Genomic DNA, 26,659 nt, shown 5'->3' on the forward strand with positions numbered 1-26,659 from the left:
GTCCGCATGGTCGCCGCGCATCGCTCCTGCCCGGGCTATGTCGACGAGCCGTTCGCCACGCTCGTCGCGCAGTACCCCGGCCCGGAGGCCTACCCGCCCGCCGACTTCAGGGTCGAGTGGGGCCCGGTCTTCCACCGCGGGCGACTCGACGGTTCCGCGCGGGTGCTCGTCATCGGCCAGGACCCGGCGACGCATGAGGCGATCAGCCGGCGGATCCTCGTCGGCGAGGCCGGCCAGCGAGTTCAGGGCCTGCTCGCCCGGCTCGGCATCACCTCGAGCTACGTCATGCTCAACGTCTATCTCTACAGCGTCTTCGGTCAGGCAGCCGGCTACCGCCACGTCAAGGATGCGGGGGTCGTCGACTACCGGCACCGATGGATCGACGCGGTCCTGCTCGAGTCCGAAGTCACGGCGGTGATCGCGCTCGGGACGCTCGCCAAGCGTGCCTTCGGGCTCTGGGAGGACAGCTCGCCGGAGCGGACGGCCCGCGCTGCCGAGCTCCACATCGCCGCGGTGCGGCACCCCACCTATGCGGAGGGATCGGCCATGGCCAGCGGCCAGCCGCTCGAGGACACGACCGCCGCGCAGCTGGCGGACTGGAGCGCACAGCTGCCGGCGCTGAGCGCGGCCGTCAGGCCAGAGGTGACGCCGAACCCGAAGCCCTACGGCACCAGCTGGGCCGAGCAGGACCTCGTCGCCATCCCGGAGCAGGACCTCCCGCCCGGCACGCCCGAATGGTGGCGTGCTGTTGACGCGTGGGCGGTGCGGCAGGGAGCCGACGCCGAGGAGAAGCGCGCGACCATCAAGGTCACCGTCCCGAAGGGAGCACGCACATGGCCGCCACTGTGAAGGCCGAGAAGGGCCGGGAGTCCTTCGAGGAGGCGTACAGCCGGGGGATCACAGACGAGCTGCCGCCGCCACCCAGGCGGCAACGAGCCCTGCCGCCAGCGCCGTTCGCGCTCCGGGGTGCCGTGATCACCCCGGATGGCGCGTGGTCGAACGGCTACGTCACCGTGGCTGACGGCCGCATCGACCGGGTCAGCCGGCGACGCCCCACGTCCGTGCCGGTCCACGACACGGACGGTGTCATCCTCCCCGGTCTGCTCGACCTGCACGGCCACCCGGAGTTCAACGTCTTCGCCGCCTGGGAGCCGCCAAAGCTCTATGCCAACCGTTACGCGTGGCGCCGGTCGACCGCGTACCAGCAGCTCGTGCGCGATCCGCAGAACGCGCTTCGGGACGCCGTGCCGCCCCAGACCCAGACGCGCTACTCCGAGGTCCGGGCGCTCGTCGGCGGCGTGACCGGCATCCAGGGAGCGGCCTCAGCGAGCAGCAGCTCCGGTGCGGAGCCGCTCGTGCGAAACCTCGACCGGTGGATCTTCGGGGCCCATCGCGCCCGATCCCTCGTCGACCTGCCCAGCGGCAACTTCGGCAAGGAGTCGTTCGACCGGATCATGGCCAACATCGCTGCCGGGACGGTCAACGCGTTCTACCTCCACCTCTCGGAGGGACGGCGCGGGGACGAGGTGAGCACCGAGGAGTTCCAGCGCTTCCTCGACCTCGGCGGCGCGACGCCGGCAACGAACATCATCCATGGCAGCGCGCTGACGGCCGACCAGCTACGCGAAGCGGCCGACGCAGGCTGCCGGCTCATCTGGTCGCCGCAGTCCAACCTGCGTCTCTACGGCGAGACGACCCTCGCTGCCGAGGCGCTGGGCGCCGGCATGCCGGTCGCGCTCGGCGCCGACTGGCTGCCCTCAGGGTCGACGAGCCTGCTCGCCGAGCTGAAGGTGGCGCGGCGCGAGCTTGCGCGACAGGAGCACCCACTCGCGGCCGCGGATCTCGTCGCCATGGTCACCTCGGTCGCCGCTCGGGTGGCCGGGCTCGACGAGCACCTCGGCTCCATCGCCGTCGGCCGCCCGGCCGACCTGCTCGTCCTCGAGCGGCACCACGCCGACCCCTACGAGAACGTGTGCCTCGCCGATCCGTCATGGGTCGACCTCGTCTGCATCGGCGGTGACATCACCTATGCCCGGGCAGACTGGTTCGACAAGCTGTCGGGCAGCGCGACCGGCGGGACGATCGAGGACCTCGTCGCGTGGGGCAAGCCGATGCGACTCGACACCGGCTACCAGTCGCCGGCCGATGCCCCGAGCCCGTCTCTCACCGAGATCCGGGCCCTGCTCACGTCGGCCTATCCCCCAGTCGGGCCGATCTTCGCCTGACGGTCACAGTCGTGCCCTCATGGTCCCGCGGGTTGGACACGGTCACGCCCTGGGTTGACGATCGAGGTCCCGCGGAGCCTCCGCCGCGGCGGTGCGACGCCTCGAGCCGATGCTCGTGACCGTCACCGTGAGAAGGACGCCCACGATGACCGCGAGTGACACCGGCGTGGGGATCTCCGGGACACCCGTCCACATGCCGTGCGCCCAGTGGAGGACGAGCTTGATGCCGATGAAGGCCAGGATGATGGCAAGCCCGTGGCCGAGGTGCACGAGCGCCGAGAGGGCGTTCTCGAGCAGGAAGTACAGGGCCCGGAGCCCGAGGAGGGCGAAGGCGTTCGTGACGAAGACGAGGTACGGGTCTCCCGTGATGCCGTAGACGGCTGGGACGGAGTCGACCGCGAAGACGACGTCAGTGGCCAGGATCGCGACGGCGACGAGGGCAAGCGGGGTGAGGGCCTGGCGGCCACTTTGGCGCACGGTCATCCGAGTCCCGGCGTAGTCGTCGGAGACGGGGTAGAACCTCCGGACGAGGCGCACGCTGCGCAGCTGACGGACGTCGATGACGTGGTCCGCGTGGGTCAGCGCGTCGCGACCCACCTTGACCGCCGTCGCAAGCAGGATGCCCCCGAACAGCAGGAACGTCCACGAGAAGGTCGCGATGAGCTGGGCGCCGAGGGCGATGAAGAGCGCACGGAGCAGGAGCGCTCCGGCGACGCCAACGAGCAGGACGCGCTGCCGAAGCTCTCTCGGAACCGCAAATGCCCCCAGCAGCACGATGAAGATGAAGAGGTTGTCGACGGACAGGGACTTCTCGACGACGTAGCCCGTGTAGTACTCGAGGCCTTGCGCGGACCCGTGGGCCAACCACAGCCAGGCGCCGAAGGCGATGGGCACGGCGATGTAGAAGGCGGACCAGACGGCCGCCTCCCGGAAGGTCGGGTCGTGCGGGCGACGGGTCAGGACGAAGTCGACGACGAAGAGCGCGATGACCCCGGCGATGGTGAGCAACCACATCGACGGCGACGCGATGCTCGAGGTCGAGATGGTGGGGGTGACGGGCGTGCTCGTGATGAGCATCGGGACTCCTCAGAACGGCGGATGCGGTCTGAGGTCTCCTTCGCCGACGGTGTCGCCGTCGACGTCCGCCCGAGGTGGCTGAGCCACCGAAATGACCGGAACGGACCCGGGAAGTACTCCCCTCGTCGGGGAAGGATAACCCGTGCCCCGGGCGTCGCCAAGGCTGGTGGGATCGGGCGCGGCGCTCAGACGAGGTCGATCCGCGCAGCCTGCTCGAGGCGGCGAACCCGCCGGGTGAGGATCTTGAGCATGACTCGGTCACAGTGGGGCGACAGGTCGAGCAGCCCTTGGAAGGTCACTGGCGAGAGGATGAACGTCTTGGCGCCCTCCGGCCCGCTCACGACGGTCGCCGAGTGCGGCGCCTTGTCAATGAGGGACATCTCTCCGAAGTAGTCGCCGGGACTCAGGGTGGCCACCTGTTTCCCGTTGATCACGACGTCCGCGCTGCCCTCGAGGAGGACGTGCAAGCCCCCGCCTGACTGGTCCTGTCGGACGAGCTCCCGACCCGCGGGCACCTGTTGCTCCGAACCGCGTTCGATGATGGTGTCCAACAGGTCTTCCGGCACGTCGCTGAAGAGATCGTCGTGCCGGAGGAATGCGCGAAGTGCCATGACCGTCCCCTTCTGCGAACCGATGCTCCTCCAATAGCACCGGACTTGGTGGCCGGGTGGGAGTGCTTTGGGGGAGAAAGTTCAGCCTGCGGCTCGAACCCACAGCCGCTGCGGGTGCTCAGCCTGCTATAACGAGCCTGACACTGCTATAGCCGCTAGAGTTTGCTCATGGCTCGCACGACGAACCCGTACCGGCCGGGCTTCAATGCTGCACCGCCTGCGTTCGTCGGGCGGGAGCGGCTGCTCGGCGCGGTGCGTGAAGCGCTCGCGGTGGCCGCGCTCGACGGTCGGACCCCGAGACCCATCATCATCACCGGCACCCGCGGGGTGGGCAAGACGGTGGCTCTCGGTGAGGCCGCGTCCCTGGCCGCTGCCGAGCATGCGTGGCCGACCGTGCACGTGGAGGTCCGTCCCGGGAGGGACTTCACCCCGCTGCTCGCCGAGCGGCTCAACGCCGCACGCCACCTGCTCGAGCACACGACGTCGGACGACCGGCGTCATCCCGTCATAACCGGCGGCAAGCTCGGGGCGTCGGCTCTGGGAGTCGGTGGAGAGGTGGAGGTCCAGCTCGAGCGGCACGGGCCCGGCCCGGTCGATCCCCTCGAGGCGGCGCTCGGCGCGGCGATGCGCGTCGCGATGGAGGAGGGCGCCGGCCTCGTCATCACGCTCGACGAGGTCCAGTACGCCGAGCGGGCCGAGCTCGCCGGCTTCACCGCAATCCTCCAGGAGCGCATGGCCGACAACTGGCCCCTGGTCGTCATCGTCGCCGGTCTGCCGTCCATCCGCGAACCCCGGCGCGTGGTCACCTATCTCGAGAGAGGCGAATGGCACGAGCTCGGCCTGCTCAGCCAGGACGAGGCCGAGCAGGCGCTGACCGAGCCGGCGGCCGACGCCGGCCGACCCATGGAGCCCGAGGCCGCGCGCGAGCTCGCGACGGCGTCCGGCGGTTATCCCTACGCCGTGCAGCTCTACGGCCACCACGCGTGGCGCGCGTCGAGCGGGGCGGGCCGGATCGCCCTTGACCATGCATTGGCCGCTGGCGAAGCCGCGCGACGCGAGCTCGAGGAGGGCCTCTACGTCGCGCGGTGGAACGACGCCTCTGAACGGGAGCGCGAGTACCTGGCCGCGGTCGCGCGTCTCATCGTCGGCTCGGGCGAGGCCACCGGTGGCGCGGTGGCCGCCGAGCTGGGCAAGGCCTCGACCGAGGTGTCCTACCTGCGCGATCGCCTCCTCAAGAAGGGCACGCTGTACAGCGCGGGGTCCCACCTGTCCTTCATCACCCCCGGCATGGCCGAGTGGGTCGCCCGCCTCTGAGGCGCCCGAGGACCGCCAGGCCAGCGATCACCACCGAGAGCGGGACTCCTCGGCGAAGCCGTTGACCCCGTCGAGCTCCACGACGCGTCCGTCGTCGGTCGTGACGTGACCGTGCCACCGTCCGAACACCTGGTGGACCTCCGTCGCGACGACGAGCGCCTGCACCCTTGCGTGTCGGTCATGTCGTGGGGTCAGCGTCAGGTCGAGCGATCCGTCCGGATGGCGCACCCGCCACGGCTGCATCGGCGCCTCCCAGTCGTAGGTCCAGTGCAGCTCGGTGCCGATCTTCGTCAACCGACTGTCGACGATGACGCCGTTCTCCGTCATCCCGGTCCCTCGGGTCCATCTGCCGCCGAGCTGCACCCCGACGACGGAACCGTCCCGGGCGCGGCCGGCGCCACCGCCCCAGTTCCACCGGGTCGAGTAGGGCCAGCGTCCTCGCCCGACGTCGAGGACGCCGAAGCCACCGCCGAGGTCGTGCTCGCGGCCGCCCACCGTCAACCGGCCGGACACCGGTCGCGCCTGGTGCTTGGAGGTGTACTGGAAGAGCCGGTCGCTCCACGGGATGACGACGTTGAGCGACTCGTGCCCCACGGGCTGCTCGATCCGCAGGTCCATCGAGGAGCGCCGGCCGTCGCGCTCCGCCCACCTGCCCACGATCCTCGCGCCATCCGGTCCGTCATCGAGCTCGACGTCGAGCTGCGCGGAGCGGTAGCGCAGCGGCCGCGACCCCGCTCGGTCGGGCAGGCTGACTCCGCGACCTGCCGGTGCGAGGACCTCGCGCCCTCCGGTCTCGCCGGTCGGCAGGTCCACCCACCAGACGACGACTGACCCGAGGTACCCGATGTCGGCATACGTCACCGCAAGGGCCACGTCGTCGGTCAGGACCGCCCAGTAGTCCCAGCGCTTGGTCCGCAGGGGGTTGCCTCGGAGATTCGGGGTGATGAGCGGCTCACGCGCCCAGCCGATGGCCGCAGGGTTCAGGGTCCTGCCGTCGGGACGGCAGAGTGGGATCGGTGTGGTGATCTCGTGCTCGTGCGTGCTCATGGGCGGCCCGCCCCGGTGCCCCGCTGGGCGCGGCGCCGACCGAGCAGCCAGGTGGCCACTCCGACGACGATGAGGCCGACGATCGCAGCAAGGCCGTACCAGGAACCGGCCATGGCCGCGATCCAGGCGTTGACCAGCGCCAGCCCGATGGTGGCGTAGATGGCCGCCCACGCCATCGAGCCGACGGCGGCGGCGGGAAGGTAGGAGCGCAGCGGCATGCGCAGCAGCCCGGCCGTGAGGTGGATCGTGGTCTGGATCCCGACCGTGAGATAGGACAGGGTGACCGCGATCGGGCCGAGGCGCCGGATCAGGGCCTCGGCCCGTGCCCGTCCCTCTGGCTCGGGCCGGGGACGGTGTCGCCGCCAGCCCGCGATCGCACCGCGCCCCAGCCAGTAGGTCGCGTTGGAGCGGGCCATGACGATGGCCCAGAGCGCCACGAACGCCTGCCAGAAGGGCAGTGCCGCCAGCGTGTCGAGCATGCCCTCACCCTAGGCGGCGCACCACGAGGCTCCTCGTCAGCTCGTGCCGAAGCGCACGTCCGCGGTGGGGACGGTGTCGCCCTTCCGACCGGGTGCTGCGGCCTCCGTCCAGTACCAGTTCGTGTGGGCGATGACCTGCTCGGGACTGACGGGAATGCCCCACTGCCGGAAGTCCTCGGTGGTGTGAGCATCCGCGACGAGGGTCGCGTCGTAGCCCCGGACGAGCGCTCCGTGCAGGGTCGCCCGCACGCAGGCATCCGTCTGGGCTCCGGTGACGACGACCCGGCCGACTCGGTGCGCCGCCAGCACCGACTCGAGCTCGGTGTCCTCGAACGAGTCGCCGTAGTGCTTCGGCACCAGGGGCTCGTCGTCGTTGCGGTGGAGCTCTGGGACGTACTGCCACGCGTCGCTGCCTTCGGGCATGCCCTCGTCTGAGTGCTGCACCCAGACGACGGGCACTCCCTCGGCACGCGCTCGCTCGACGAGGGTGTTGATGTTGGCGATCACGCCGTTGCGGTTGTGTGCCTCTGCGGTGTTGCCCTGCTGCACGTCGATCACCAGGAGGGCACTGTTGGGCCTGTTCTCGAGTGTCGTCATCTTCCGACCGTAGCGCCGTCCAACGACAGTGGGATGCTTGCCGTGCCATGCGTGAACTCGAGATCACCTCACCCGCGAACCCGAGGCTCAAGGCGCTCGCCGGGCTCCGTCGGCGCCGTGCTCGCGAGGAGACCGGCCGCACCCTGGTCGAAGGCCACGAGGAGATCCGCCTCGCCCTCGAGGCCGGTGTGACCCCACGGACGCTCTTCGTCGCCGAGGAGCTGTTCAGCCCTTCCGGACGCGCGGGGTCACAGGAGATAGGGACCCAGCCCGAGCTCGTGGAACGGCTCCGAGCGGCAGGGGTGGAGATCGTGCGACTGAGCCCAGCGGCATACGGCAAGGTGTCCTACCGGGAGGGCCCCGACGGCCTGCTCGCCGTCGTCGACAACGTGGGTATGCCGCTGAGCTCACTTCACGTCGACAGTGACCACTGGCTGGGGCTCGTCACGCAAGGTGTGGAGAAGCCGGGCAACCTCGGCGCGATGCTGCGTACGGCGGACGCGGCGGGCGCCGACGCAGTGGTCGCCGCCGACCCGGTGACCGACTGGGGCAACCCCAACGTGGTGCGGGCGAGCAAGGGGACGCTCTTCGCGCTGCCGGTGGCGAGCGCGTCGACGACCGAGACCGTCGACTGGCTACGGGCAGGAGACGTCACGCTCGTCGTGACGACGCCGGAGACCGATGTCGTGCACACCGAGGTCGACTACCGCGGACGAGTCGCCATCGCCGTCGGGTCGGAGAAGCACGGCGCCGACGAGACGCTGCTCAAGGCCGCAACCCACCGGGTGCGCATTCCGATGCACGGGCGGGCGAACAGCCTCAACGTCTCCGTCGCAGCTGCGATCGTCCTGTACGAGGCTGTCCGGCAGCGCGGGTGACGTGCGCGGGGCTGGCATGACCCCCTTGAGCGCCTCGTCGGGGGGTGGTCAAGAGCACCCCTTGACGTATGTCACGATTGACCGTATGCGAGTTGACCACGTCTCCTATGCGGCCGAGTACGACGGCCTCCAGGCAACGGCCGAGCGGCTCTCGAAGCTGATCGGTGTGGAGCCCGTCGACGGGGGGGTGCACCCACGCTTCGGGACGCGCAACGTCATCTTCCCGCTCGCGGACCACAACTACGTCGAGGTCGTCGAGGTCCTGGACCATCCGGCCTCGGACAAGGCGCCCTTCGGCCAGGCCGTCCGCGCGCGCTCGGAGGCCGGCGGGGGTTGGCTCGGCTGGGTCGTCGCGGTGGACGACCTCTCCGCAGCGGAGAAGCGTCTCGGCCGGCAGGCGGTCGACGGCAACCGCCACCGCCCCGACGGCGTCGAGCTGCGCTGGAGGCAGATCGGCATCAACGGCCTCATCGCAGATCCGCAGGTCCCGTACTTCATCCAGTGGGAGGACCTCTCCGTCCACCCGGCCAACGGGTCGACCTCGCACGTGCACATCGGTGACCTCCAGATCGCCGGCGACCCGGCCCGGGTCCGGGAGTGGCTCGGCGTCGACCAGACCTTCCACAAGGGCGACATCCACTTCACCTTCGTCGCACCGCACGGCACACCGGGTCTGCTGTCCGTGACCTTCCAGACGCCCGACGGTCCGGTCACCATCTGACCACCAGCTGACGGGAGCCGGTCACGGCGTCTCGGCGAGGAACGCCTTGGCCAGGCGCTTGGGTGCACGGGCCAACCAGGCATCGGTGATGACCTCTCGCAGCTCGCCGACGCTGACGTTCGCGAGGTCGCGCTCGAGGAGCAGGACGGCGTTGTAGCCGTTCCAGTGCGGGGTGGTGAACCACGGCGATCCGGGATCGCCGACGAGCGCCTCCTTGTCCTCGGCGGTGCAGTGGAAAGCCATGACGTCGGTGTAGAGCTCACCGGTCTCCGGGTCGAAGGCGTCCTTGCGCGGACCGCGGAAGAAGACGAAGGACTTGCCCCTGACGGTGTAGGCCGGTCGGCCCGGCGACTGGGGGTCGGGCGGGTCCCGCACGACCTCGGGGAGGGACGCCGCGATGGCGTGGACGTCGTGGACGGTGGCCGGCCGCGTGCTCGCCATGCATCGTGACGGTAGCCGAGTCCCGGTTCGAACTCCACGGTGTCGGCCGCGCCGGCCACGCCGTGCCGTCTCGCTGGTATACCCGGCCGGGGTATCCTTGATGTAGTTCACACCAGAGGAGAGCCCATGGACGACGTGACAGAGGTCGTGCCGCACCAGCACGGCTACATCCACCAGAAGGACGACTACCTGCGGCGCCTGCGTCGCATCGAGGGCCAGGCGAGAGGCCTGCAGCGGATGGTGGACGAGGAGCAGTACTGCATCGACATCCTGACGCAGGTCTCTGCCATGACGAAGGCGCTGCAGTCCGTGGCACTCGGGTTGCTCGACGAGCACATCGCCCACTGCGTCGTCGACGCGGTGCGCGAGGGCGGCCCGGAGGCCGAGGTCAAGCTCAAGGAAGCCTCGGACGCCATCGCCCGACTCGTCAGGTCCTGACCCGGATCCCCGTCGAAATGGTGTTGCATCTATACCCCATGGGGGTATAGTCGACTACGGACAACCCCCAGGAAGGAACCAGCATGAGCGAGACCAGCACGTACACCGTCGTCGGCATGACCTGCGGGCACTGCGTCGCGTCCGTGTCCGAGGAGGTCGGTGAGATCGCCGGCGTGGAGAACGTCGACGTGGACCTCGACAGCGGCCGGGTCACGGTCACGAGCGTGGCACCCCTCGACGAGGCCGTGGTCAAGGCGGCTGTCGAGGAAGCGGGCTACGCGCTCGCCGCCTCCTGATGACCACTGCCGCGAGGATCGTCGGGTTCGTCGCCGGACTGGCGGCGCTCTTCGGGCTCGCCCTCGGACTCGGCCGGGTGGTCGGTCCGGTGGGCGAGCCGGCTGCAGCCCACGAGCCCGCGGCAGACCACGAGGCGGCTGCGGGCCACGGGACCGCGGCGAGCAGTTCGGAGCCCACGGGGACCACGGTGCCCGGGGGCCTCATGGTCAGCCAGGACGGGTACACCCTGCGCCTCGCCTCGGCCTCCGCTCCGGCCGGCCATGAGGTTCCGGTCCAGTTCACCGTGACGGGTCCGGACGGCACGCCGGTCACCGGCTACGAGGTCCAGCACGAGAAGCAGCTGCACCTCATTGCCGTCCGGCGCGACTTCACCGGTTTCCAGCACGTCCACCCGACGCTCGCCGCTGACGGCACGTGGTCGACGGCGCTCGACCTCGAGCCGGGCACCTGGCGACTCTTCGCAGACTTCAAGCCCAGCGGCGCCGACGCGCTCACCCTGGGAGCTGACCTCGGCGTGCCCGGCGCCGCCGCTCTTGCCGATCCCGTGAGCGAGACGCGGACCGTCCATGTCGACGGCTACACCGTCACCGTGGCCGGTGACCTGGTCGCCGGACGCGACGCGAAGCTCACCCTTTCGGTCACCAAGGACGGCAAGCCGGTGACCGATCTCGAGCCGTATCTCGGAGCCTACGGACACCTCGTCGCCCTGCGCGAGGGCGACCTGGCCTACCTGCACGTCCACCCGGATGGCGAGCCCGGCGACGGCCGAACGCAGCCCGGGCCCGACGTCGTCTTCTACGCCGCCGTGCCCAGTGCAGGCGCCTACCGGCTCTACCTCGACTTCCAGCATGACGGTGTCGTTCACACCGCACCGCTCGCCGTGACGGCCAAGCCTGCGAGCGGCGCCGTGCCGACCGAGGTGCCGTCGGACGACCACTCGTCCGCACCGGACCACTCCGGAGATGACCACTGATGACCACGACTCCCATGGCCAAGCCCGGCGGCCAGCTGGGCTTGCCAGCCGCGCCTGGTGCCATCGAGCTCGAGATCACCGGGATGACGTGCGCCTCGTGCGCCAACCGGATCGAGCGCAAGCTCAACAAGCTCGAGGGCGTCACCGCGACCGTCAACTACGCGACCGAGAAGGCCAAGGTCTCCTTTCCGGAGACCATCAGCACGGATGAGCTCGTCCGGACCGTGGAGGCGGCCGGCTACGGTGCGACCGTGCCGGCGCCGCCCGCGACGTCGGGAGGAGCGGAAGGGGCGGACGACGCGGGAGCGAGCTCAGCGGCATACGACCACGTCCGATCGCTCCGCGACCGCCTCGTCATCTCAGCCGTCCTCACGGTCCCGGTCATCGCCATGGCGATGATCCCTGCCCTCCAGTTCACCTATTGGCAGTGGGCGTCGCTGACGCTGGCCGCGCCGGTCGTCGTCTGGGGTGCGTGGCCGTTCCACAAGGCGGCGTGGACCAACCTGCGCCACGGCACGACGACGATGGACACGCTCGTGTCGATGGGGGTGCTCGCGGCGTTCGGCTGGTCGCTCTACGCGCTCTTCCTCGGCACCGCTGGCATGCCGGGCATGACCCACCCCTTCGAGCTGACCATCGAGCGGACCGACGGCGCCGGCAATATCTACCTGGAAGCCGCGGCTGGGGTGACCACCTTCCTGCTCGCCGGGCGGTACTTCGAGGCACGATCGAAGCGGCAGGCCGGGGCGGCGCTGCGGGCGCTGCTCGAGCTCGGCGCCAAGGACGTGTCGGTGCTTCGACCTGGCGTTTCCGGCCCGGTCGAGGAGCGGATCCCGATCGAGCGGCTCGAGGTGGGCATGCGGTTCGTCGTGCGCCCCGGGGAGAAGATCGCGACGGACGGCGTCGTCGAGGACGGCAGCTCCGCGGTCGATGCCTCCATGCTGACCGGGGAGTCCGTGCCGGTGGAGGTCGGCCCGGGGTCGACCGTGGCAGGCGCGACGATCAACGCCGGTGGGCGCATCGTCGTCCGCGCGACGAGGGTCGGCGCCGACACCCAGCTCGCCCAGATGGCCCGCCTCGTCGAGGACGCCCAGAACGGCAAGGCGCAGGTCCAGCGGCTGGCCGACCGGATCTCGGGGTTCTTCGTGCCCATCGTCATCGCGCTGTCCGTGGGGACCCTCGGGTTCTGGCTCGGCACCGGGGCAGGGGCCACGGCCGCGTTCACGGCAGCGGTCGCGGTGCTCATCATTGCGTGCCCCTGCGCACTGGGCCTGGCCACGCCGACCGCGCTCATGGTCGGCACCGGGCGGGGAGCCCAGCTGGGCATCCTCATCAAGGGCCCCGAGGTGCTCGAGTCCACCCGGCAGGTCGACACGATCGTGCTCGACAAGACCGGCACCATCACGACGGGGGCCATGTCCCTGCAGTCCGCCGTCCCTGCCAACGGCGAGGCGGTGGAGGACGTGCTGCGCCTCGCGGGTGCGGTCGAGCACGCCTCGGAGCACCCCATCGCGCGGGCCATCGCAACCGGTGCGCTGGAGCGCGTCGGTGCGTTGCCGCCGGTCACGGAGTTCGCCAGCACGAGCGGTCTCGGCGTCAGCGGGGTCGTCGACGGGATCGAGGTCTTCGTGGGCCGTCCCGGCTTCGTCTCCGAACACGGGCAGATGCGCTGCACGGAGGTCGATGGGGCCGCCGCGTCACACGAGAGTGAGGGCTCGACCGTCGTCCACGTCGCGTGGGGTGGACGAGTCCGTGGGGCGCTCGTCGTCGCGGACACCGTCAAGCCGACGTCGCCGCAGGCGATCCGCGAGCTGCGAGACCTGGGGCTCACGCCGGTGTTGCTCACCGGTGACAACGAGCGGGTAGCGCGGACCGTGGCGGCACAGGTCGGGATCGCCGACTCGGAGGTCGTCGCCGACGTGCTGCCGGCCGACAAGGTCGACGTCGTCAAGCGTCTCCAGTCCGAGGGGCGGGTCGTCGCCATGGTCGGCGACGGGGTCAACGACGCTGCCGCGCTGGCCCAGGCCGACCTGGGGCTGGCCATGGGCACCGGCACCGACGTCGCGATCGAGGCGAGCGACCTGACGCTCGTGCGCGGCGACCTCCGCGTGGCCGGTGACGCGATCCGGCTCTCCCGGCGCACGCTGCGCACGATCAAGGGCAACCTCTTCTGGGCCTTCGCCTACAACGTCGCCGCCATCCCCCTGGCGGCGGCCGGACTGCTCAACCCGATGCTGGCCGGGGCCGCGATGGCCTTCTCGTCGGTCTTCGTCGTGTCGAACTCGCTGCGGCTGAGGGGCTTCGCGGCGCGGGCCACCTGAACAGGTCAGCCTCGTTCATCGCAGCTCCACGTCCCTCTCGAGCTGTGGTGTGGTGATGGGGGTCGGTCGGGCGCTGCGGCTGGCCAGCAGCACGAGGCCGGCGACGACTCCGAGCGCCACGGTCGTCAATCCAGACGCACCGAGCGTGGAGTCGGCCCCGAGGGCTGCGGTGACCGGGCCACCGAGGGCGGTGCCGAGGGGTGCCGCGGTGAGCAGGGCGGCGCTGCGGGCGGCGAGCACCGAGGCGAGGTGCTGCGGCGGAGCGTTCTGCTGCATGAGGGTTACCGACAGCGCGACGAATGGCCCGTAGATCGCGCCGCCGAGGGCGAAGCACGCGACCGTGACCGTCGTCGGCGCGCCCACTGCGAACGGGACGAGGCAGGCACCCCAGCCGATGACGATGGCCACCATGACGGGCCAGAGCGGGAGCCGCTGCAGCGAGCCCGCCGCGAGCCCGCCGACGACCGCGCCGATGCCGAAGAGCATCCAGTAGATCCCCAGCAGCGAGCCGGGGGCTTCCAGGTCCTGCGTCACATGGAGCGGCAACGCGACCTCGACCGGGCCGTAGAGGAAGTTGAACGTCCACGTCAGGGCCAGAAGTCCGAGGAGCCCGCGCTCGGCTCGCAGGAGGGCGAACCCGCCGCGTCCCGTGCCGGTGTCGATGTGGCCCGCAGGCCCGATCGGCGGGACCACCTCGGGTAGGCCGAGGACGACGACCGCGAGGACGACGTAGGTCAGCGCGTCGAGCCCGATGACGACCGCGGCACTGACGTGCGACACGAGCACGCCCGCGACGGCCGGTCCCGCGATCGTGGCCGCGAACGTCAGCGTGCTGACGAGTGTGTTGGCCGGGAACCGCTGCCGCGCAGGCAGCAGCTCGGCGAGCAGCGTGTAGGTCCCTGCGCTGCCCCACGCGTGGAGCAGCGAGGAACCCGCCAGCAGCACGACGTAGAGCCCGGGCGACAGCGAGCCCAGTGCCCACGCAACGGGGACCGCACCGAGGAACACCGCACGCACGGTGTTGTCGGCCAACAGCATCCGCCGAGCCGGGAACCGCCGCAGCCATCTCCCGAACACCAGCGCACCGACGACCCCGGGCAGCGTGTACGCAGCGACTGCGCCGCCCACCCAGAGCCCGGCCGAGTCTGCTGGGGAGATCTCGATGGCGAGCCATGCCACGGCGAGGAAGCTCATCCCGTCGCCGAGGTACGACACCGCGAGGCCGCCCAGCAACCGCCGGAACACCGGGATGCCGAGGACCGGGCGATAGGCCGCGGGGACGAGGGGGGACATGCCCCTCACGCTAGGCGCACCCCCGACACGAGGCTTCTTGATTCCTGACAGGTGCGTGCTTCACTGGCGGGGTGGGCGAACGCGCCGACCCGAGGGTGGCGGATCTCTCGGCACCGGGCAGCCGACTCGTCGTCGCCTACCAGGCGCGCTCATGGCGCAGCGCCAGCGGGCGCTGGGTCATGCGCTTCGTCCTCGCCGCCGCCCGGCAGGACAACCCGATGGCGCGGGAGCCATGGCGCTCGCTCTGGCACCCCGAGGCCATGCGGGCCCTCCTTGAGGACCACGCCTTCACGGTCCACGCCGACCGCGACCTCCTCGAGCTGTCCACCGGTCTCGACCTGCCCACGGGCAACCCGCAGTCCCTCCGTGACGGTCGAGTCGCGGTGGCGACCAAGCAGGGAGAGAGCCAGCCGAGGTGACGGGTCACCCTGGGCTCGCAGGGAACTCAGCGGCATACGGCCTAGGTGTCGAGGAAGTCCACGAGGCGGCTCGCGAGTCCCGTGTAGGTCTGCGGCGTCAGCGACAGGAGGCGCTGCTCGACGTCCGACGGCAGCCCCAGGTCGCGAACGAACTCGCGTACCTCGTCCCCGCCGACGCGACGCCCGCGCGTCAGCTCCTTGAGCCGCTCGTAGGGCTCCTCCATCCCGGCCACGCCCTGCGCTCCGAGAGCGCGCATCGCTGACTGGATCGGCTCGGCGAGGACCTCCCAGTTCGCATCGAGGTCCGCGGCCATCGCCTCCGGCACCGCGTCGAGGCCGGCCAGGCCGCGCGCCACGTTGTCCAACGCGACCAGCCCGTGCCCGAACGCCGTGCCGATGTTGCGCTGCATCGACGAGTCGGTGAGGTCGCGCTGCAGCCGGCTCTGCACCAGCGTCGAGCCGAGCACGTCGAGAAGGGCGTTGCTCACCTCGAGGTTCGCCTCGGCGTTCTCGAAGCGGATCGGGTTGACCTTGTGGGGCATCGTCGAGGAGCCAACCGTCCCCTGCCCGCGGACCTGCGCGAAGTAGCCCATCGAGATGTAGGTCCACACGTCGGTGCAGAGGTTGTGCAGGATCCGGTTGAACCGTGCGACGTCCGCATAGAGCTCGGCCTGCCAGTCGTGGCTCTCGATCTGGGTCGTGAGCGGGTTCCACGTCAGGCCGAGGCCCTCGACGAACTCGCGCGACACCGTCGGCCAGTCGACGTCGGGCAGCGCGAGCGCATGCGCTCCGAACGTGCCGGTGGCGCCGTTGAACTTCCCGAGGTACTCCTGCCGCTCGATCTGTCGCAGCTGCCGCCCCAAACGGAACGCCGGCACAGCAAGCTCTTTACCCATCGTCGTCGGCGTCGCTGGCTGCCCGTGCGTGTGCGCGAGCAGCGGCACGTCACGCAGCTGGCGCGCCAGCTCCGACACCTGCGCGACGAGAGCCTGCGCCCTGGGCAGCCACACGTGCGTCACGGCGCCCTTGACCATGAGGGCGTACGACAGGTTGTTGATGTCCTCGCTCGTGCACCCGAAGTGGACCAGCTCGGCCAGCCCCGCATCCTCCTCAGCGGGCGCGATCTGCGCGAGTCGGCCCTTGAGGAAGTACTCGATTGCCTTGACGTCGTGGACGGTGACCCGCTCGATCTCGGCGAGCTCGGCCACCTGCACGGGCCCGAAGGACTCGACGATGCCCCGCAGCGCGGCGACCTCCACGTCGCTCAGCTTGCGCACTCCCGGGATGACGCCGCGGGACGTCTGGTGGATCAGCCACTCGACCTCGACCCGCAGGCGCTCCCGGTTGAGGGCCGCCTCCGACAGGTGGTCGACGAGCGGCGCAACGGCGGTGCGGTATCGACCGTCGAGCGCGCCGAGCGCGATGGGGGGCTGTGCGTCAGCGAGGGAGGCCATGCGGTCCATCCTCCCAGCCGCGCGCGCTCACGCCCAAAGCGGCATACATCGTGGTGAGTGACGGGCGGAGGTCAGTCGAGCTCCGGGACGAGGACGGAGAAGACCTCTCCCTCAACCCCGCTCAGCACCGCGCCCAGGCCATACGGCCCGTCGAAGGGCCCTTGGAGCAGCTGCGCGCCGAGGTCAAGGGCGTGGGCGACCGACGTGACGACGTTTTCCGTCGCGAAGTGCGTCACCCAGTGGGACCCGATCTCCTTGGGCCAGTCGTCCTCGATCTCGGCGAGACCGAAAGCGGGGTTGCCGTCGCCCGTGTGGGCCGTCGACCACCGCGGCCCGCCGTTCTCGGTCTCGTCGATGAAGCCGTGGGCAAAGATGTTCTCGTAGAAGTCGAGCACCACGTCGTAGTTGCGGGTCAGCAGCTCGTTCCACGTGAGCGAACCGGGCTGGTCGAGCATGCCGCTGCCGGGCAGGTCGCCCGGCTCCCAGACGCCGAAGTAGGCCCCGCCGGGATCGATGGCGACCATCGTCCGAGCCAGGGCACCGATGCGGACCGGGCGCCCCAGCGGACGGCCGCCGTAGTTCGCGATGGCCTGGGCGGCCACGCCGATGTCGCCGACGCGCAGGTACGTCGTCCACTGGCTGGGGATGCGGGCATTGGGCGGCCGGTGGCTGAGGCCGGCGACCGGGTGGTCACCCAGCAGGGCCATGGTGTAGCCGCCACTCGCGGCGTCGCCGGTGAGCCAGCGCCAGCCGAACAGCTCACTGTAGAAGGCCTGCGCGCGATCGACGTCGCTGACGAGCAGGTCGACCCAGCACGGCGCGCCGTAGGGATAGTAAGGAACGGCAAGGTGGGGGTCTCTCATCGCATCAGCCCTGCTCCATTTCGAGCCTTCCCCTGACGTGCTCGAGGATGCCCTTGCAGGCCGCCTCGACCTCCGCGAAGCACCGGAGGAAGTTCTCCTCCTCACCGAACCACGGGTCATCCGTCTCGAGGGTGCCGGCAGCGACGGCGGCCGGGTCGAACTCTCGGACCAGCCGGATCTTGTCCCGCTGCTCCGGCGTCCGGGCCAGCCGGCGCAGGTGGCGCACGTGCCCGGTGTCCGATGCGAGCACGAGGTCCGCGTCGTCGAAGTGGGCGGCCGTGAACACCCGGGCCCGGTGGGCCGACCCGTCATAGCCGTGCGCCTCGAGGACGGCGACCGTCCGTGGGTCGGCCGGCTCGCCGACGTGCCAGTCACCGGTCCCGCTCGAGGAAACCATGACCTGATCGGACAGCCTGGCCTCGTCGATCAGCTGCCGGAGAATGACGTGCCCCATCGGCGACCGGCAGATGTTGCCGCTGCACACGAAGGTCACGTGGAGGGGGCGCGGCGACGACATGGCCCTATTCAACACCGTCGTGACGTGGCCGTGATGTAACCCCCCGGAGGCCGGTGTCCACGCGATGTCGGAGGTCGGTGGGACGGTGACTCCATGACGACGAACCGCGGTGCGCAGACTCCCCGAGACCTGTTGGCTGGCTACGTGCAGCGGGTGGCAGCCGGTGACGTGGCCGGGATCCTGGGGTCGTATGCCGCTGACGCCGTCGTGACGCTGCCGTGCGGTCGCGAGGCGGCTGGCCTCGAGGCCATCGGTGCGGCCTTCGGTGCCGTCGTGCGCTCGGGCGTTGGGTTCCCGGTGGACGACTCCGTCGTCGACGGGGCCCGGGTCATCGAGACGGGCTCCCTCTCAATGGTCTCGTTCACCGGTCTCGATGGTGCGGTCCGCACCATGGTTGCGTGGCGCGGTGACGACGGCTGGGCGTGGGTCCGCGACGGCTCGATGCTGCGCGACGTCGAGGCGGCCCTCGACACCGGGCTGGTCGACGTGGCGTAGGTTCCTCGTGTGGGTGAGGGCAGTCAGGCACGCGAGCGCGTGTCAGGTCGTCGCTCACGGCAGTCGCACCTGGTCGACCTGACCCCCCTGCGGGTGAGCCCGGCCTTCGCCAGACTGTGGATCGGCAACACCCTCGCGGGGATCGGTGCGATGGTGACGGCCACTGCGGTCGGCCTGCACATCTACGACCTCACCCAGTCGACGTTCATGGTGTCGCTCGTTGCCTGGTTCGCGCTCGTGCCGATGATCGTCGCGGGCCTCTACGGTGGCGCGATCGCCGACCACTTCGACCGGCGGCTGGTCGCGCTGACCGCCTCCTCCGTCGCGTGGAGTGCCACTCTGGCCCTCGCCCTCATCGCGTGGGCCGAGGTGACCACGGTCTGGCCGTTCTACGTCATCACCACCGTCAACGCCGTGGCGGCGACCATCGCCTCGGCAACGCGTCAGGCGATCACGCCACGGCTCCTGCCGCTTGACCAGCTCCCCAAGGCCGCCGCTCTCATGGGTATTTCGATGGGAGTGATGGTGACGGTCGGGCCCGGTGTCGCAGGTGTGCTCGTCGCCCGGGTCGGGTATGCGTGGACCTACACGGTCGACGTCCTCCTCTTCATCGCGGGGTTCTTCGGGCTGTGGACCCTGCCGCAGATCCGCCCGGAGCCGCACCCCGACGGTGAGGCGACGCCCGGGCGCGGCCTCCAGTCGGTCCTCGAGGGCCTGCGCCACTTGAAGACCGCTCCCAACGTGCGGATGAGCTTCGTCGTCGACATCATCGCGATGACGTTTGGCCAGCCGACGGTCCTCTTCCCTGCAGTCGGCGCCGTGGTCATCGGCGGCGGCACGGTCACGGCCGGCCTGCTCTTCGCTGCCTACGCCGTCGGCGGCATCCTCTCGAGTCTCGGATCCGGTCGCCTCACCGGGATCCGGTGGCAGGGCCGCGCCATCCGCAACGCGATCGTCGTCTACGGACTCGCCATTCTCGGGCTCGGCGTCGTGCTCGCCGTCGTCATGGTGAGCGGCCACGCGGTGACGAGCCGCGACTTCGGCGACGTGAACCAGCCGGCCTTGATCGTGGCGCTGCTGTGCCTGGCCATCGCCGGCGGTGCGGACAACGTCAGCGCGATCTTCCGGCAGACCATCCTCCAGGCGGCCGTGCCCGACCGGCTGCGGGGACGGATGCAGGGCATCTTCACCGTGGTCGTGAGCGGTGGCCCGCGACTGGGTCAGATGCTGGCCGGATCGCTCGCGACGTTGACGGTGATCTGGGTGCCACCGGTCGTCGGCGGCATCCTGGTCGTCGTGCTCGTCATCGTCGCGGTCGCGCGGGTCCCGAGCTTCCGGGACTACGACGCCCTCGACCCGCACCCCTAGTGCTCGCCGACCACAGGGGGCGACGGCGCGCTGGGAGCCGGCTCAACGGCATACGGCATGGGTCTGTCGAGAGCCGTCAGGCGTCGGGGTAGCCGTTGGGGTTCTTGCTCTGCCAGCGCCAGGAGTCCACGCACATGTCGTCGATGTCGCGCTTCGCGCGCCAGCCCAGCTCCTCGTGGGCGAGGCTGGGGTCGGCGAAGGTGGCGGGCAGGTCGCCCGGGCGACGGTCGACGATCTCGTACGGCAGCTCGCGCCCGACCGCCCGCCCGAAGGAGTGCACGACCTCGAGGACGCTGGTCCCGACCCCGGTGCCGAGGTTCCACGTCGACACGGGGGCCTCCGTCTTGCCGAGCTTGTCGAGGGCGGCCAAGTGGCCGGCCGCGAGGTCCTCGACATGGATGTAGTCGCGCAGGGCCGTCCCGTCGGGCGTGGGGTAGTCGCCGCCGAAGATGCGCACCTTGTCGCGCCGGCCCACCGCGACCTGGGCGACGAACGGCATGAGGTTGTTGGGGACGCCCTGCGGGTCCTCGCCGATGGTCCCGGACTCGTGGGCGCCGACCGGGTTGAAGTAGCGAAGGAGCGCGATGCGCCACGACGGATCGGCCAGGGCGACGTCGCGCAGGATCTGCTCGATCATCACCTTCGTCCAGCCGTACGGGTTCGAGGCGCCGGTGGGCATGTCCTCGGTGAAGGGCGGCTCGCTGACGCCGTAGACGGTCGCCGAGGAGCTGAAGACGAGCTTGTGCACGTTGTGCCGACGCATCGCGCGAACGAGCGAGAACGTGGAGCCGATGTTGTTCTCGTAGTACTCGAGGGGCTTCTCGACGCTCTCGCCCACGGACTTGAGACCGGCGAAGTGGATCACCGCGTCGATCGGCTCCTGCGCGAAGAGCCGCTCGACCTTGTCCTGGTCGAGCAGGTCGAAGGAGTGCACCGGCAGGTGCGTGTCGGTCAGTGACTCGAGCCGGCCCACGACCGTCGGCTTGCTGTTGGCGAAGTTGTCGACGATGACGACGTCGTGCCCCGCGGCGATGAGTTGGACGACCGTGTGGGATCCGATGTAGCCGGCACCCCCGCTGACGAGTACGCGCATGGAGGCGAGCCTATCGACCCGGTCGAGCAACGCTCCCATCGCGGCAACACGCCTCCCAACGGCCGCAACACGCCCGGAACCTCGGAACGCACCCCGGAAATTTCCAGGGCGCGTTCCGAGGTGCCGGGCGTGTTGCGGTGTCAGGCGGTTGCCCAGGCGACGACGAGCAGCGCGACCGGCATGGTGACGATCGAGGCGGCGAAGAGGTACATCAGCGTCGCTGCAACAGGAGGCGGCATCCCGGCGACCCGGCCAGGGGTGAGCAGGTCGAGTCGCAGACGAGCGGCCGAGGGCGACTCGCTCATGGCCAAGGTGCCTTCGGGCTTGACGCCGCCCGTGGCCATCCCGACGATCGCGCGAGCCGTGGCGAGCATGCTCGTCGCGCGAACCGCGGCGCGGTCTGCGAGCACCTCGATGAGCAGGGTCACCTCGCGCAGCGCGGCGTCCGACCGGACGAAGGGCGGCACTGCCTCGTGGATGACCGTGAAGAACTCGAGGATGAGGTCATGGCGGGCTCGCAGATGTGCCCGTTCGTGCGCGAGCACGGCCGTGAGCTCCTCCTCCGGCAGGGCGTCGAGCGTCCCCTGGGTGAGCACGACCCGGCGGCGGACGCCCGGCACGCAGTACGCGGTCGGAGTGGGGTGCTCGATGACACGCATGTGCGCGGCGTGGCTCGAGTCCTCGTCGGGCGGCATGGCCAGCAGGTCGACGAGCTGGCGGTGCCGACGGCGGTTGGCGCGCAGCCGCGTCCCCACCCGGTGCCCGGACAGCATGAGCCGGCCGGCGACGAGTCCGGTGACCGCGACGGCGACGGCGATCTGGGTGGCGTTGCCGGCCAGCTCGGGGGTCGGCCCGATGACGTAGGGCAGTGCGGCAGGCGCGGCGAGGAGGGCCGCGAGCACGGCGGCGATCGAGGTGGACTGCCAGACGACGAGGGCGGCCCGCGGCGCGCGACGAAACGTCGTCATCCCCGCCATGAGTCGTGGCACCGGCCACGCGAGGGCGATCGTGAGGATGAGGAGGGCCGCAACGACCATGGGCGACTCGTGCGGCTACCGGGTTTTGCGCTTGCCCTCGCGCGACTCCAGGTCGGCCAGGGCTGCCCGCAGCTCGTCGAGCTCCTCCGGCGTCGACTGGTCGAGGAAGCGCAGGAGTGCACTGCGACGCTCCGTGCCCGCCAGCTCACCCAAGGTGTGGTGCAGCGCCTCGGAGGTCAGCTCGTCGCGGGATGAGGCCGGCAGGTAACGCCAGGCCCGGCCGTCGCGCTCACGGGTGACGAGCTGCTTCTTGGCCATGCGATCCAGGACGGTCATCAGCGTGGTGTAGGCGAGTCCGCGCTCGACGCCGATGGCATCGTGCACCTCTCGGACCGTGAAGCCCTCGGGGTGGGAATCGGCGGCGGCCCAGAGGTGCTCCATGACGGCACGTTCGAGCTCGCCGAGTCGGGGGCGCTGGTTGGTTGCCATGGTGGCTCCAATCTACCTGTGCGGGTGGGTGACGGTGAAAACGCGGTCGACGAGATCAAGCCCGTCGGGCCGGTGCGTGACGAGGACGACACTGGGCGAGCGGTCGTCAGCGCCGCGCGACGGAGCGAGCAGGTCCGTGAGGACACTGCGCGCGGTGGGAGGGTCGAGGTGGGCAACCGGCTCGTCGAGCGCGATGACCGGTCTGCCGCTGAGGTGAGCCCGGGCGATGGCGAGCCGGGCCCGCTCACCTCCGGACAGTCCACGGCCGCCCGCCCCGAGGACGGTGTCAAGCCCGTCCGGCAGGCTGGACGTCAGTCGACCGAGACCGGCCCGGTCGAGGGCCTCGAGGACGGCTCCGTCAGTCGCGCCGGGCCGGGCGAGCGTGAGGTTGTTGCGCAGCGTCGTCGCGAAGACGTGCGGCTCGTCGTCCACGACGGCGATCCGGGCGCGTGCATCGTCGAGCGGCTCGGTGAGGACGTCGCGGTCTCCCTCAGGGGTGGTCGCCGTGTAGCTTCCGGCGACCGGGTCGAGGTGGCGGGCCAGCACGGCCAGCAGCGTCGACTTGCCGCTGCCGTTCGGACCGAGGACGGCGACCGACTCGCCGGGTGCCAGGTCCAGGTCGAACGGACCGAGCACCGGCGCGTGCTGCACACTCGACGCGGGGGACGGGAGTTCCGTAGGGGTGGCTCCCCACGACGCGGTGATGTTCCGGAGTCGAATCGTCTCGGGCGATGGGTTCGCGGGCGTGTCGTCGGTCGCGGCGGTTGTGCCGTTGGCGGGGTCGTGAACCGCCGGGTCCTGCTCGAGCAGCGCCGCCGTGCGGGTCGCCGCGGCGTGGGCCTGGGCACGGGCCCGCATCGCGTCTGCCAGGGGCGAGAAGGCATCGGCCATGGCGACCGGAGCGAGGACGAGCAGCGCCTTCACGGGGTTCGAGACGTCGAGCCCGGTCGCGATGGACGCGCTGACGATGGTCGCGGCGCCGATGACGAGGAGGATGGCGCCCGCCGCGAGCGCGCGACCGAGCACCCCGCTGCGGCTGGCCCGAGCCAGCCCGTCGTGGGCCTCGTCGAGCCAGCGGGTCGCGGACTCCCAGCCGCCGACGGCCCGCAGCTCGTCCGCCTGGGAGGTGACGAGCTCACTGACGCGCACCACCTCCGCACGCGCGGCAACGAGCCGTCCCAGCGCGCGGGCCTCGACCCGGTACGCCACCGTGCTGACGAGGGCGACGGCCAGGCAGACGATCGCGATGACCAGCCCGACCAGCGGTGCGATCCACGTGGCGAAGCCGATGGCGATGGCCCCGGCGATGGCACTGGACACGACGGGGACGGTCACGCGGACCTGCGCCTCGACCTCGTCGGTGATGTCGTGCACGACAGCGGTGAGCACGTCCGCGCGGCGCCTGCGCCCCAGCCGTGCCGGGGTGAGTGGGATGAGGGCTTCGTATGCCGCTGACCTCCGGGCGGCGAGCGTCGCCAGGGACGCGTCGTGGCTGACGAGGCGCTCCCAGTAGCGGAAGACCGGCCGGGCGATGCCGAAGGCCCGCACGGCCACGATGGCCGTCAGGAGCGTCAGGATGACGGGTTGTTCGGCGGCGCGCACGATGAGCCACCCGGACGTCGCCGTGAGGGCGATGCCCGACGCGGTTGCGAGGCCGCCGAGGAGGCCGCCGAGGGCGATGCGTCGGCGTTGGTCGTGCGCGGCGTCGAGATGCACCCTCGTTGGGGCGGTGGTCATCGGCCCACCTCCACGCGGTCGTGGTCCGGCGACTCGTCCCCGCGAACCCCGGCAGGGAGTTCAGCTGGTCCTTCGGCTGGGAGCAGGTGAAGGTGCTCGTCCGCGACGGAGACGAGCTCGGGTCGGTGGGTCACGGCGATGACGATGCGCTGCTCGGCGAGGCGCCTGATCAGCGTGTTGGTCAGCTCGGTGACCTCCGGATCGAGGTGGGCGGTCGGCTCGTCGAGGAGCAGCAGCGGCTCGGTCGCGAGCCAGGCGCGGGCTAGCGCGAGCCGCTGCCGCTGGCCGGCGGACAGGCCGAAGCCGTCGTCCCCGATCCGGGTCGCGAGCCCGTCTGGAAGCGCGGCGACCACCCCGTCGAGGGCGACGACTCGAAGGGCCGTCCACAGGTCGTGGTCGGTGATGGAGCCGCTGGCGGGGTCGCTGGAGCGGAATGCGCCCAACGTGAGGTTGGTCCTGACCGAGCCCGCGGCGAGGAACGGACGCTGCGTGACGTAGTGCGCGGCAGGCGCCGCCACCGTGCCCGACGTCGGTGCCTTGAGGCCGGCGATGAGGTCGAGCAGCGTGGACTTGCCGGCACCCGACGGGCCGGTCACCACGGTCAGGCCGGACCCGGCCACGAGGTCGAGGTCACGGATGACGGGGGCGAGCTCAGCGGCATACGAGAAGGTGACGCCACGCAGCTCCAGCGTGGCGTGGGCGCCGTTGGCGGCGGGGGTGGACGAGGTGCGCGACTCGAGGCGACCGAGGATGTCCTCGAGCGCGGCGGCGCCGTCGGCGGCGGCATGGAACTCCTGTCCCACGCGACGGATCGGCCAGTAGGCCTCGGGGGCGAGGAGGATGGCGAGGAGGCCGGCGCCGAGGGTCATCGACCCGTTGGAGAGCCGCAGGCCGACGGTCACCGCGACGATCGCGACGCTGATGGTGGCGAGCAGCTCGAGGGCGGCCGAGCTGAGGAAGGCGATGCGGAGCGTCTCCATCGTCGCCCGACGGTGGCGCTCGCTCACCTCACGCACGAGCTCGACCTGACGACGGGCCCGTCCGAAGTTGACCAGGGTGGGCAGCCCGCGCACGACGTCGAGGAAGTGACCCGCCAGACTGGCGAGCGCGGCCCAGCGACGCTGTGTCGAGTCGGCCGTCGCACGCCCGATGAGCGCCGCGAAGACCGGCAGCAGCGGCACGGTGAGTACCACGATGAGGGCGCTCGGCCAGTCGACGATCGCCAGCGTCACGATGGCCATGACTGGCACGACCGCCGCCGTGACGAGCGTCGGGAGGTACCGGGCGGCATACGCCTCAACGGCGCTCGCGCCTGCCGTTGCCAAGGACACGGCCGCCGACCGCTCGGGGCGACTCCCGGAACGGTCCGCCCCCCAGGCCCGGACGAGCTCGGTCCGAAGCGCCGTCGACACGCTGACCCCCGCCCAGGCCGCAACGACCTCAGTCGCCCAGGCGAGGATCGCCCGGGCGAGGAAGAGGACAGCGAGCCACGTCGCCGGTGGACCGAGCGGGCGATCGTCCACGACCGCCACGACGAGGCCCGTGAGGGCGAACGCCGTGGCGATCGTGGCGACGCCGGCCGCGACGCCCATGGCAGCGAGCGCGGCCACCGGCCCCCGCGCCGAGGGCACGGCGCGGAGGAGGCGCGGGTCGAACGGCTTCATCAAGGCATCACCCGACTCTGGCGAGCGGCTGGTCCGGCTGGATGTCGTCGGGAATGTGCTTGGTGGTCAAGCGCTTCCGGAAGATCCAGTACGTCCAGCCCTGGTAGAGCAGCACGAGGGGAGTGAAGATCAGGGCGACGATCGTCATGACCTTGAGCGTGTACTCCGAGCTCGAGGCGTTCTCGATGGTGAGGTTGAACGCCGGGTCGGTGGAGGACGGCATGACGTTCGGGAAGAGCATGATGAAGTAGGTCGCGACCGAGAGGGCGATCGTGACCGCCGTCCCGAGGAAGGCCCAGCCCTCGCGTCCCATCCGGTTGGCCTGGAGCGCGCCGAGGAGCGCGGCCGCGGCAACGACCGTGGTCGCCCACGAGGCGGCCTTGCCGTCGCTGAGGCCGAGGAGGAGCAGGAGGACCACCGCGAGGACCGCGGTGACGAGCCCCACCCGCTCTGCGATGCGCCGGGAGTCCGAGCGGATGGGGCCGTCAGTCTTGAGGGCGAGGAAGATCGCGCCGTGCGTGACGAACAAGGCCACGAAGGTGAGCCCACCGAGGAGCGGCACCGGGCCGAGCAGCGTGAAGAGGTTGCCGGTGAACTCCATGCTTGCGTCGATGGGGACGCCGCGCACGATGTTGGTCAGGGCAACGCCCCAGAGGAACGCCGGTACGAGGGAGCCCCAGAAGATGGCGAGGTCCCAGCGCGACTTCCACTCGGCGCCGTTCCGCTTGTGGCGGTACTCGAAGCCGAGGTTGCGGACGATGAGGGCGACGAGGATGAGCAGGAGCGGCAGGTAGAAACCGCTGAACATCGTCGCGTACCAGTGCGGGAACGCCGCGAAGGTCGCGCCACCCGCCGTCAGCACCCACACCTC

Annotated in this window: 28 protein-coding genes; 12 read left to right on the plus strand and 16 right to left on the minus strand. The window is 70.7% G+C overall.

What is annotated here, in order from left to right:
* Window positions 1-6 precede the first annotated feature (6 nt).
* Together ABF401_RS04275 and ABF401_RS04280 are read left to right on the plus strand one after the other, a co-directional pair.
* Window positions 7-849 (plus strand): uracil-DNA glycosylase family protein, encoded by an 843-nt coding sequence (locus tag ABF401_RS04275; RefSeq protein ID WP_353508299.1) that lies wholly within the window; start codon window positions 7-9, stop codon window positions 847-849.
* Window positions 834-2,225, plus strand: a complete 1,392-nt coding sequence (locus ABF401_RS04280) for an amidohydrolase family protein (protein ID WP_353508300.1) — start codon at window positions 834-836, stop codon at window positions 2,223-2,225. Before ABF401_RS04275 ends, ABF401_RS04280 begins: the two co-directional genes overlap by 16 nt.
* 42 nt (window positions 2,226-2,267) lie before the next feature.
* Here the strand turns inward: ABF401_RS04280 and ABF401_RS04285 are convergent, their stop codons facing one another.
* Window positions 2,268-3,302: a TerC/Alx family metal homeostasis membrane protein gene (locus ABF401_RS04285; RefSeq protein WP_353508301.1), complete on the minus strand. Its 1,035-nt coding sequence runs from the start codon at window positions 3,300-3,302 to the stop codon at window positions 2,268-2,270.
* A gap of 185 nt (window positions 3,303-3,487) precedes the next feature.
* Window positions 3,488-3,913 (minus strand): cyclic nucleotide-binding domain-containing protein, encoded by a 426-nt coding sequence (locus ABF401_RS04290; RefSeq protein WP_353508302.1) that lies wholly within the window; start codon window positions 3,911-3,913, stop codon window positions 3,488-3,490.
* 168 nt (window positions 3,914-4,081) lie between these two features.
* Here ABF401_RS04290 and ABF401_RS04295 point away from each other — a divergent pair, with 168 nt between their 5' ends.
* The gene (locus ABF401_RS04295) at window positions 4,082-5,227 is read left to right on the plus strand and encodes a DUF8462 domain-containing protein (RefSeq protein ID WP_353508303.1); all 1,146 of its coding nucleotides are present in this window, start codon (window positions 4,082-4,084) and stop codon (window positions 5,225-5,227) included.
* 27 nt (window positions 5,228-5,254) lie between these two features.
* Here the strand turns inward: ABF401_RS04295 and ABF401_RS04300 are convergent, their stop codons facing one another.
* From ABF401_RS04300 to ABF401_RS04310, 3 genes are read right to left on the minus strand one after another with little or no spacing between them, the layout of a single operon-like run.
* Window positions 5,255-6,274, minus strand: a complete 1,020-nt coding sequence (locus ABF401_RS04300) for a DUF2804 domain-containing protein (RefSeq protein WP_353508304.1) — start codon at window positions 6,272-6,274, stop codon at window positions 5,255-5,257.
* A complete protein-coding gene (locus ABF401_RS04305; RefSeq protein ID WP_353508305.1) occupies window positions 6,271-6,753 on the minus strand; it encodes a DedA family protein in 483 nt (160 codons plus the stop codon). The genes ABF401_RS04300 and ABF401_RS04305 overlap by 4 nt, the downstream gene beginning before the upstream one ends.
* Window positions 6,754-6,789: 36 nt before the next feature.
* Window positions 6,790-7,350, minus strand: a complete 561-nt coding sequence (locus ABF401_RS04310) for a cysteine hydrolase family protein (protein ID WP_353508306.1) — start codon at window positions 7,348-7,350, stop codon at window positions 6,790-6,792.
* A 47-nt stretch (window positions 7,351-7,397) separates the two neighbouring features.
* Here ABF401_RS04310 and ABF401_RS04315 point away from each other — a divergent pair, with 47 nt between their 5' ends.
* Window positions 7,398-8,228, plus strand: a complete 831-nt coding sequence (locus ABF401_RS04315) for an RNA methyltransferase (RefSeq protein WP_353508307.1) — start codon at window positions 7,398-7,400, stop codon at window positions 8,226-8,228.
* A gap of 85 nt (window positions 8,229-8,313) precedes the next feature.
* Complete coding sequence (locus ABF401_RS04320; RefSeq protein ID WP_353508308.1) at window positions 8,314-8,949, plus strand: VOC family protein; 636 nt, start codon at window positions 8,314-8,316, stop codon at window positions 8,947-8,949.
* Between the two features lie 21 nt (window positions 8,950-8,970).
* On the opposite strand, the gene ABF401_RS04325 is transcribed toward ABF401_RS04320, so the two are convergent.
* Complete coding sequence (locus ABF401_RS04325; protein ID WP_353508309.1) at window positions 8,971-9,390, minus strand: MmcQ/YjbR family DNA-binding protein; 420 nt, start codon at window positions 9,388-9,390, stop codon at window positions 8,971-8,973.
* Window positions 9,391-9,516: 126 nt separating this feature from the next.
* On the opposite strand from ABF401_RS04325, the gene ABF401_RS04330 reads away from it, so the two are divergent.
* The 4 genes from ABF401_RS04330 (at window position 9,517) to ABF401_RS04345 (ending at window position 13,419) form a co-directional block, all read left to right on the plus strand.
* Window positions 9,517-9,828: a metal-sensitive transcriptional regulator gene (locus tag ABF401_RS04330; protein ID WP_353508310.1), complete on the plus strand. Its 312-nt coding sequence runs from the start codon at window positions 9,517-9,519 to the stop codon at window positions 9,826-9,828.
* An 83-nt stretch (window positions 9,829-9,911) separates the two neighbouring features.
* Complete coding sequence (locus ABF401_RS04335) at window positions 9,912-10,124, plus strand: heavy-metal-associated domain-containing protein (RefSeq protein ID WP_353508311.1); 213 nt, start codon at window positions 9,912-9,914, stop codon at window positions 10,122-10,124.
* A complete protein-coding gene (locus tag ABF401_RS04340) occupies window positions 10,124-11,098 on the plus strand; it encodes a DUF8832 domain-containing protein (RefSeq protein ID WP_353508312.1) in 975 nt (324 codons plus the stop codon). The genes ABF401_RS04335 and ABF401_RS04340 overlap by 1 nt, the downstream gene beginning before the upstream one ends.
* On the plus strand, window positions 11,098-13,419 hold the full coding sequence (locus tag ABF401_RS04345) for a heavy metal translocating P-type ATPase (RefSeq protein ID WP_353508313.1): 2,322 nt from the start codon (window positions 11,098-11,100) through the stop codon (window positions 13,417-13,419). Before ABF401_RS04340 ends, ABF401_RS04345 begins: the two co-directional genes overlap by 1 nt.
* A 15-nt stretch (window positions 13,420-13,434) precedes the next feature.
* Here the strand turns inward: ABF401_RS04345 and ABF401_RS04350 are convergent, their stop codons facing one another.
* Complete coding sequence (locus ABF401_RS04350) at window positions 13,435-14,712, minus strand: MFS transporter (RefSeq protein WP_353508314.1); 1,278 nt, start codon at window positions 14,710-14,712, stop codon at window positions 13,435-13,437.
* A 71-nt stretch (window positions 14,713-14,783) separates the two neighbouring features.
* Between ABF401_RS04350 and ABF401_RS04355 the strand changes: the two genes are divergently transcribed.
* Complete coding sequence (locus ABF401_RS04355) at window positions 14,784-15,131, plus strand: hypothetical protein (RefSeq protein ID WP_353508315.1); 348 nt, start codon at window positions 14,784-14,786, stop codon at window positions 15,129-15,131.
* Between the two features lie 41 nt (window positions 15,132-15,172).
* Here ABF401_RS04355 and purB read toward each other — a convergent pair whose 3' ends face one another.
* From purB to ABF401_RS04370, 3 genes are all read right to left on the minus strand, one after another.
* Window positions 15,173-16,585, minus strand: coding sequence for an adenylosuccinate lyase (gene purB, locus ABF401_RS04360; RefSeq protein WP_353508316.1), 1,413 nt, complete (start codon window positions 16,583-16,585; stop codon window positions 15,173-15,175).
* 71 nt (window positions 16,586-16,656) lie between these two features.
* Window positions 16,657-17,448 carry a VOC family protein gene (locus tag ABF401_RS04365; RefSeq protein WP_353508317.1) on the minus strand — a complete coding sequence of 264 codons (792 nt, stop codon included), beginning with the start codon at window positions 17,446-17,448 and terminating at the stop codon, window positions 16,657-16,659.
* A gap of 4 nt (window positions 17,449-17,452) precedes the next feature.
* A complete protein-coding gene (locus ABF401_RS04370) occupies window positions 17,453-17,965 on the minus strand; it encodes a low molecular weight protein-tyrosine-phosphatase (protein WP_353508318.1) in 513 nt (170 codons plus the stop codon).
* Between the two features lie 93 nt (window positions 17,966-18,058).
* Here ABF401_RS04370 and ABF401_RS04375 point away from each other — a divergent pair, with 93 nt between their 5' ends.
* Both ABF401_RS04375 and ABF401_RS04380 read left to right on the plus strand, forming a co-directional pair.
* Complete coding sequence (locus ABF401_RS04375) at window positions 18,059-18,460, plus strand: nuclear transport factor 2 family protein (RefSeq protein ID WP_353508319.1); 402 nt, start codon at window positions 18,059-18,061, stop codon at window positions 18,458-18,460.
* Window positions 18,461-18,469: 9 nt separating this feature from the next.
* A complete protein-coding gene (locus tag ABF401_RS04380) occupies window positions 18,470-19,828 on the plus strand; it encodes an MFS transporter (RefSeq protein WP_353508320.1) in 1,359 nt (452 codons plus the stop codon).
* A gap of 76 nt (window positions 19,829-19,904) precedes the next feature.
* On the opposite strand, the gene galE is transcribed toward ABF401_RS04380, so the two are convergent.
* The 6 genes from galE to cydB form a co-directional block, all read right to left on the minus strand.
* Complete coding sequence (galE, locus tag ABF401_RS04385) at window positions 19,905-20,921, minus strand: UDP-glucose 4-epimerase GalE (protein WP_353508321.1); 1,017 nt, start codon at window positions 20,919-20,921, stop codon at window positions 19,905-19,907.
* A 140-nt stretch (window positions 20,922-21,061) separates the two neighbouring features.
* A complete protein-coding gene (locus ABF401_RS04390) occupies window positions 21,062-21,958 on the minus strand; it encodes a M56 family metallopeptidase (RefSeq protein WP_353508322.1) in 897 nt (298 codons plus the stop codon).
* A 15-nt stretch (window positions 21,959-21,973) separates the two neighbouring features.
* Window positions 21,974-22,387 (minus strand): BlaI/MecI/CopY family transcriptional regulator, encoded by a 414-nt coding sequence (locus ABF401_RS04395; RefSeq protein WP_353508323.1) that lies wholly within the window; start codon window positions 22,385-22,387, stop codon window positions 21,974-21,976.
* A gap of 12 nt (window positions 22,388-22,399) precedes the next feature.
* The gene (cydC, locus tag ABF401_RS04400; protein ID WP_353508324.1) at window positions 22,400-24,124 is read right to left on the minus strand and encodes a thiol reductant ABC exporter subunit CydC; all 1,725 of its coding nucleotides are present in this window, start codon (window positions 24,122-24,124) and stop codon (window positions 22,400-22,402) included.
* Window positions 24,121-25,788, minus strand: coding sequence for a thiol reductant ABC exporter subunit CydD (gene cydD, locus ABF401_RS04405; RefSeq protein WP_353508325.1), 1,668 nt, complete (start codon window positions 25,786-25,788; stop codon window positions 24,121-24,123). Before cydD ends, cydC begins: the two co-directional genes overlap by 4 nt.
* Window positions 25,789-25,795: 7 nt before the next feature.
* Window positions 25,796-26,659: cytochrome d ubiquinol oxidase subunit II (gene cydB, locus ABF401_RS04410; RefSeq protein ID WP_353508326.1), on the minus strand; the 864-nt coding region annotated here is incomplete at its 5' end.

Origin of the sequence: Intrasporangium sp. (genome assembly GCF_040414665.1) — a bacterium.
GTDB lineage: Bacteria > Actinomycetota > Actinomycetes > Actinomycetales > Dermatophilaceae > Intrasporangium.

What these genes read in the sequence shown, in the direction of transcription:
- ABF401_RS04275 (WP_353508299.1), top strand. Translation starts at nt 7, where the DNA reads ATGGTCGCCGCGCATCGCTCCTGCCCGGGCTATGTCGACGAGCCGTTC.
- ABF401_RS04280 (WP_353508300.1), top strand. Translation starts at nt 834, where the DNA reads ATGGCCGCCACTGTGAAGGCCGAGAAGGGCCGGGAGTCCTTCGAGGAG.
- ABF401_RS04285 (WP_353508301.1), bottom strand. Translation starts at nt 3,302, where the DNA reads ATGCTCATCACGAGCACGCCCGTCACCCCCACCATCTCGACCTCGAGC.
- ABF401_RS04290 (WP_353508302.1), bottom strand. Translation starts at nt 3,913, where the DNA reads ATGGCACTTCGCGCATTCCTCCGGCACGACGATCTCTTCAGCGACGTG.
- ABF401_RS04295 (WP_353508303.1), top strand. Translation starts at nt 4,082, where the DNA reads ATGGCTCGCACGACGAACCCGTACCGGCCGGGCTTCAATGCTGCACCG.
- ABF401_RS04300 (WP_353508304.1), bottom strand. Translation starts at nt 6,274, where the DNA reads ATGAGCACGCACGAGCACGAGATCACCACACCGATCCCACTCTGCCGT.
- ABF401_RS04305 (WP_353508305.1), bottom strand. Translation starts at nt 6,753, where the DNA reads ATGCTCGACACGCTGGCGGCACTGCCCTTCTGGCAGGCGTTCGTGGCG.
- ABF401_RS04310 (WP_353508306.1), bottom strand. Translation starts at nt 7,350, where the DNA reads ATGACGACACTCGAGAACAGGCCCAACAGTGCCCTCCTGGTGATCGAC.
- ABF401_RS04315 (WP_353508307.1), top strand. Translation starts at nt 7,398, where the DNA reads ATGCGTGAACTCGAGATCACCTCACCCGCGAACCCGAGGCTCAAGGCG.
- ABF401_RS04320 (WP_353508308.1), top strand. Translation starts at nt 8,314, where the DNA reads ATGCGAGTTGACCACGTCTCCTATGCGGCCGAGTACGACGGCCTCCAG.
- ABF401_RS04325 (WP_353508309.1), bottom strand. Translation starts at nt 9,390, where the DNA reads ATGGCGAGCACGCGGCCGGCCACCGTCCACGACGTCCACGCCATCGCG.
- ABF401_RS04330 (WP_353508310.1), top strand. Translation starts at nt 9,517, where the DNA reads ATGGACGACGTGACAGAGGTCGTGCCGCACCAGCACGGCTACATCCAC.
- ABF401_RS04335 (WP_353508311.1), top strand. Translation starts at nt 9,912, where the DNA reads ATGAGCGAGACCAGCACGTACACCGTCGTCGGCATGACCTGCGGGCAC.
- ABF401_RS04340 (WP_353508312.1), top strand. Translation starts at nt 10,124, where the DNA reads ATGACCACTGCCGCGAGGATCGTCGGGTTCGTCGCCGGACTGGCGGCG.
- ABF401_RS04345 (WP_353508313.1), top strand. Translation starts at nt 11,098, where the DNA reads ATGACCACGACTCCCATGGCCAAGCCCGGCGGCCAGCTGGGCTTGCCA.
- ABF401_RS04350 (WP_353508314.1), bottom strand. Translation starts at nt 14,712, where the DNA reads ATGTCCCCCCTCGTCCCCGCGGCCTATCGCCCGGTCCTCGGCATCCCG.
- purB (WP_353508316.1), bottom strand. Translation starts at nt 16,585, where the DNA reads ATGGCCTCCCTCGCTGACGCACAGCCCCCCATCGCGCTCGGCGCGCTC.
- ABF401_RS04365 (WP_353508317.1), bottom strand. Translation starts at nt 17,448, where the DNA reads ATGAGAGACCCCCACCTTGCCGTTCCTTACTATCCCTACGGCGCGCCG.
- ABF401_RS04370 (WP_353508318.1), bottom strand. Translation starts at nt 17,965, where the DNA reads ATGTCGTCGCCGCGCCCCCTCCACGTGACCTTCGTGTGCAGCGGCAAC.
- ABF401_RS04375 (WP_353508319.1), top strand. Translation starts at nt 18,059, where the DNA reads ATGACGACGAACCGCGGTGCGCAGACTCCCCGAGACCTGTTGGCTGGC.
- galE (WP_353508321.1), bottom strand. Translation starts at nt 20,921, where the DNA reads ATGCGCGTACTCGTCAGCGGGGGTGCCGGCTACATCGGATCCCACACG.
- ABF401_RS04390 (WP_353508322.1), bottom strand. Translation starts at nt 21,958, where the DNA reads ATGGTCGTTGCGGCCCTCCTCATCCTCACGATCGCCCTCGCGTGGCCG.
- ABF401_RS04395 (WP_353508323.1), bottom strand. Translation starts at nt 22,387, where the DNA reads ATGGCAACCAACCAGCGCCCCCGACTCGGCGAGCTCGAACGTGCCGTC.
- cydC (WP_353508324.1), bottom strand. Translation starts at nt 24,124, where the DNA reads ATGACCACCGCCCCAACGAGGGTGCATCTCGACGCCGCGCACGACCAA.
- cydD (WP_353508325.1), bottom strand. Translation starts at nt 25,788, where the DNA reads ATGAAGCCGTTCGACCCGCGCCTCCTCCGCGCCGTGCCCTCGGCGCGG.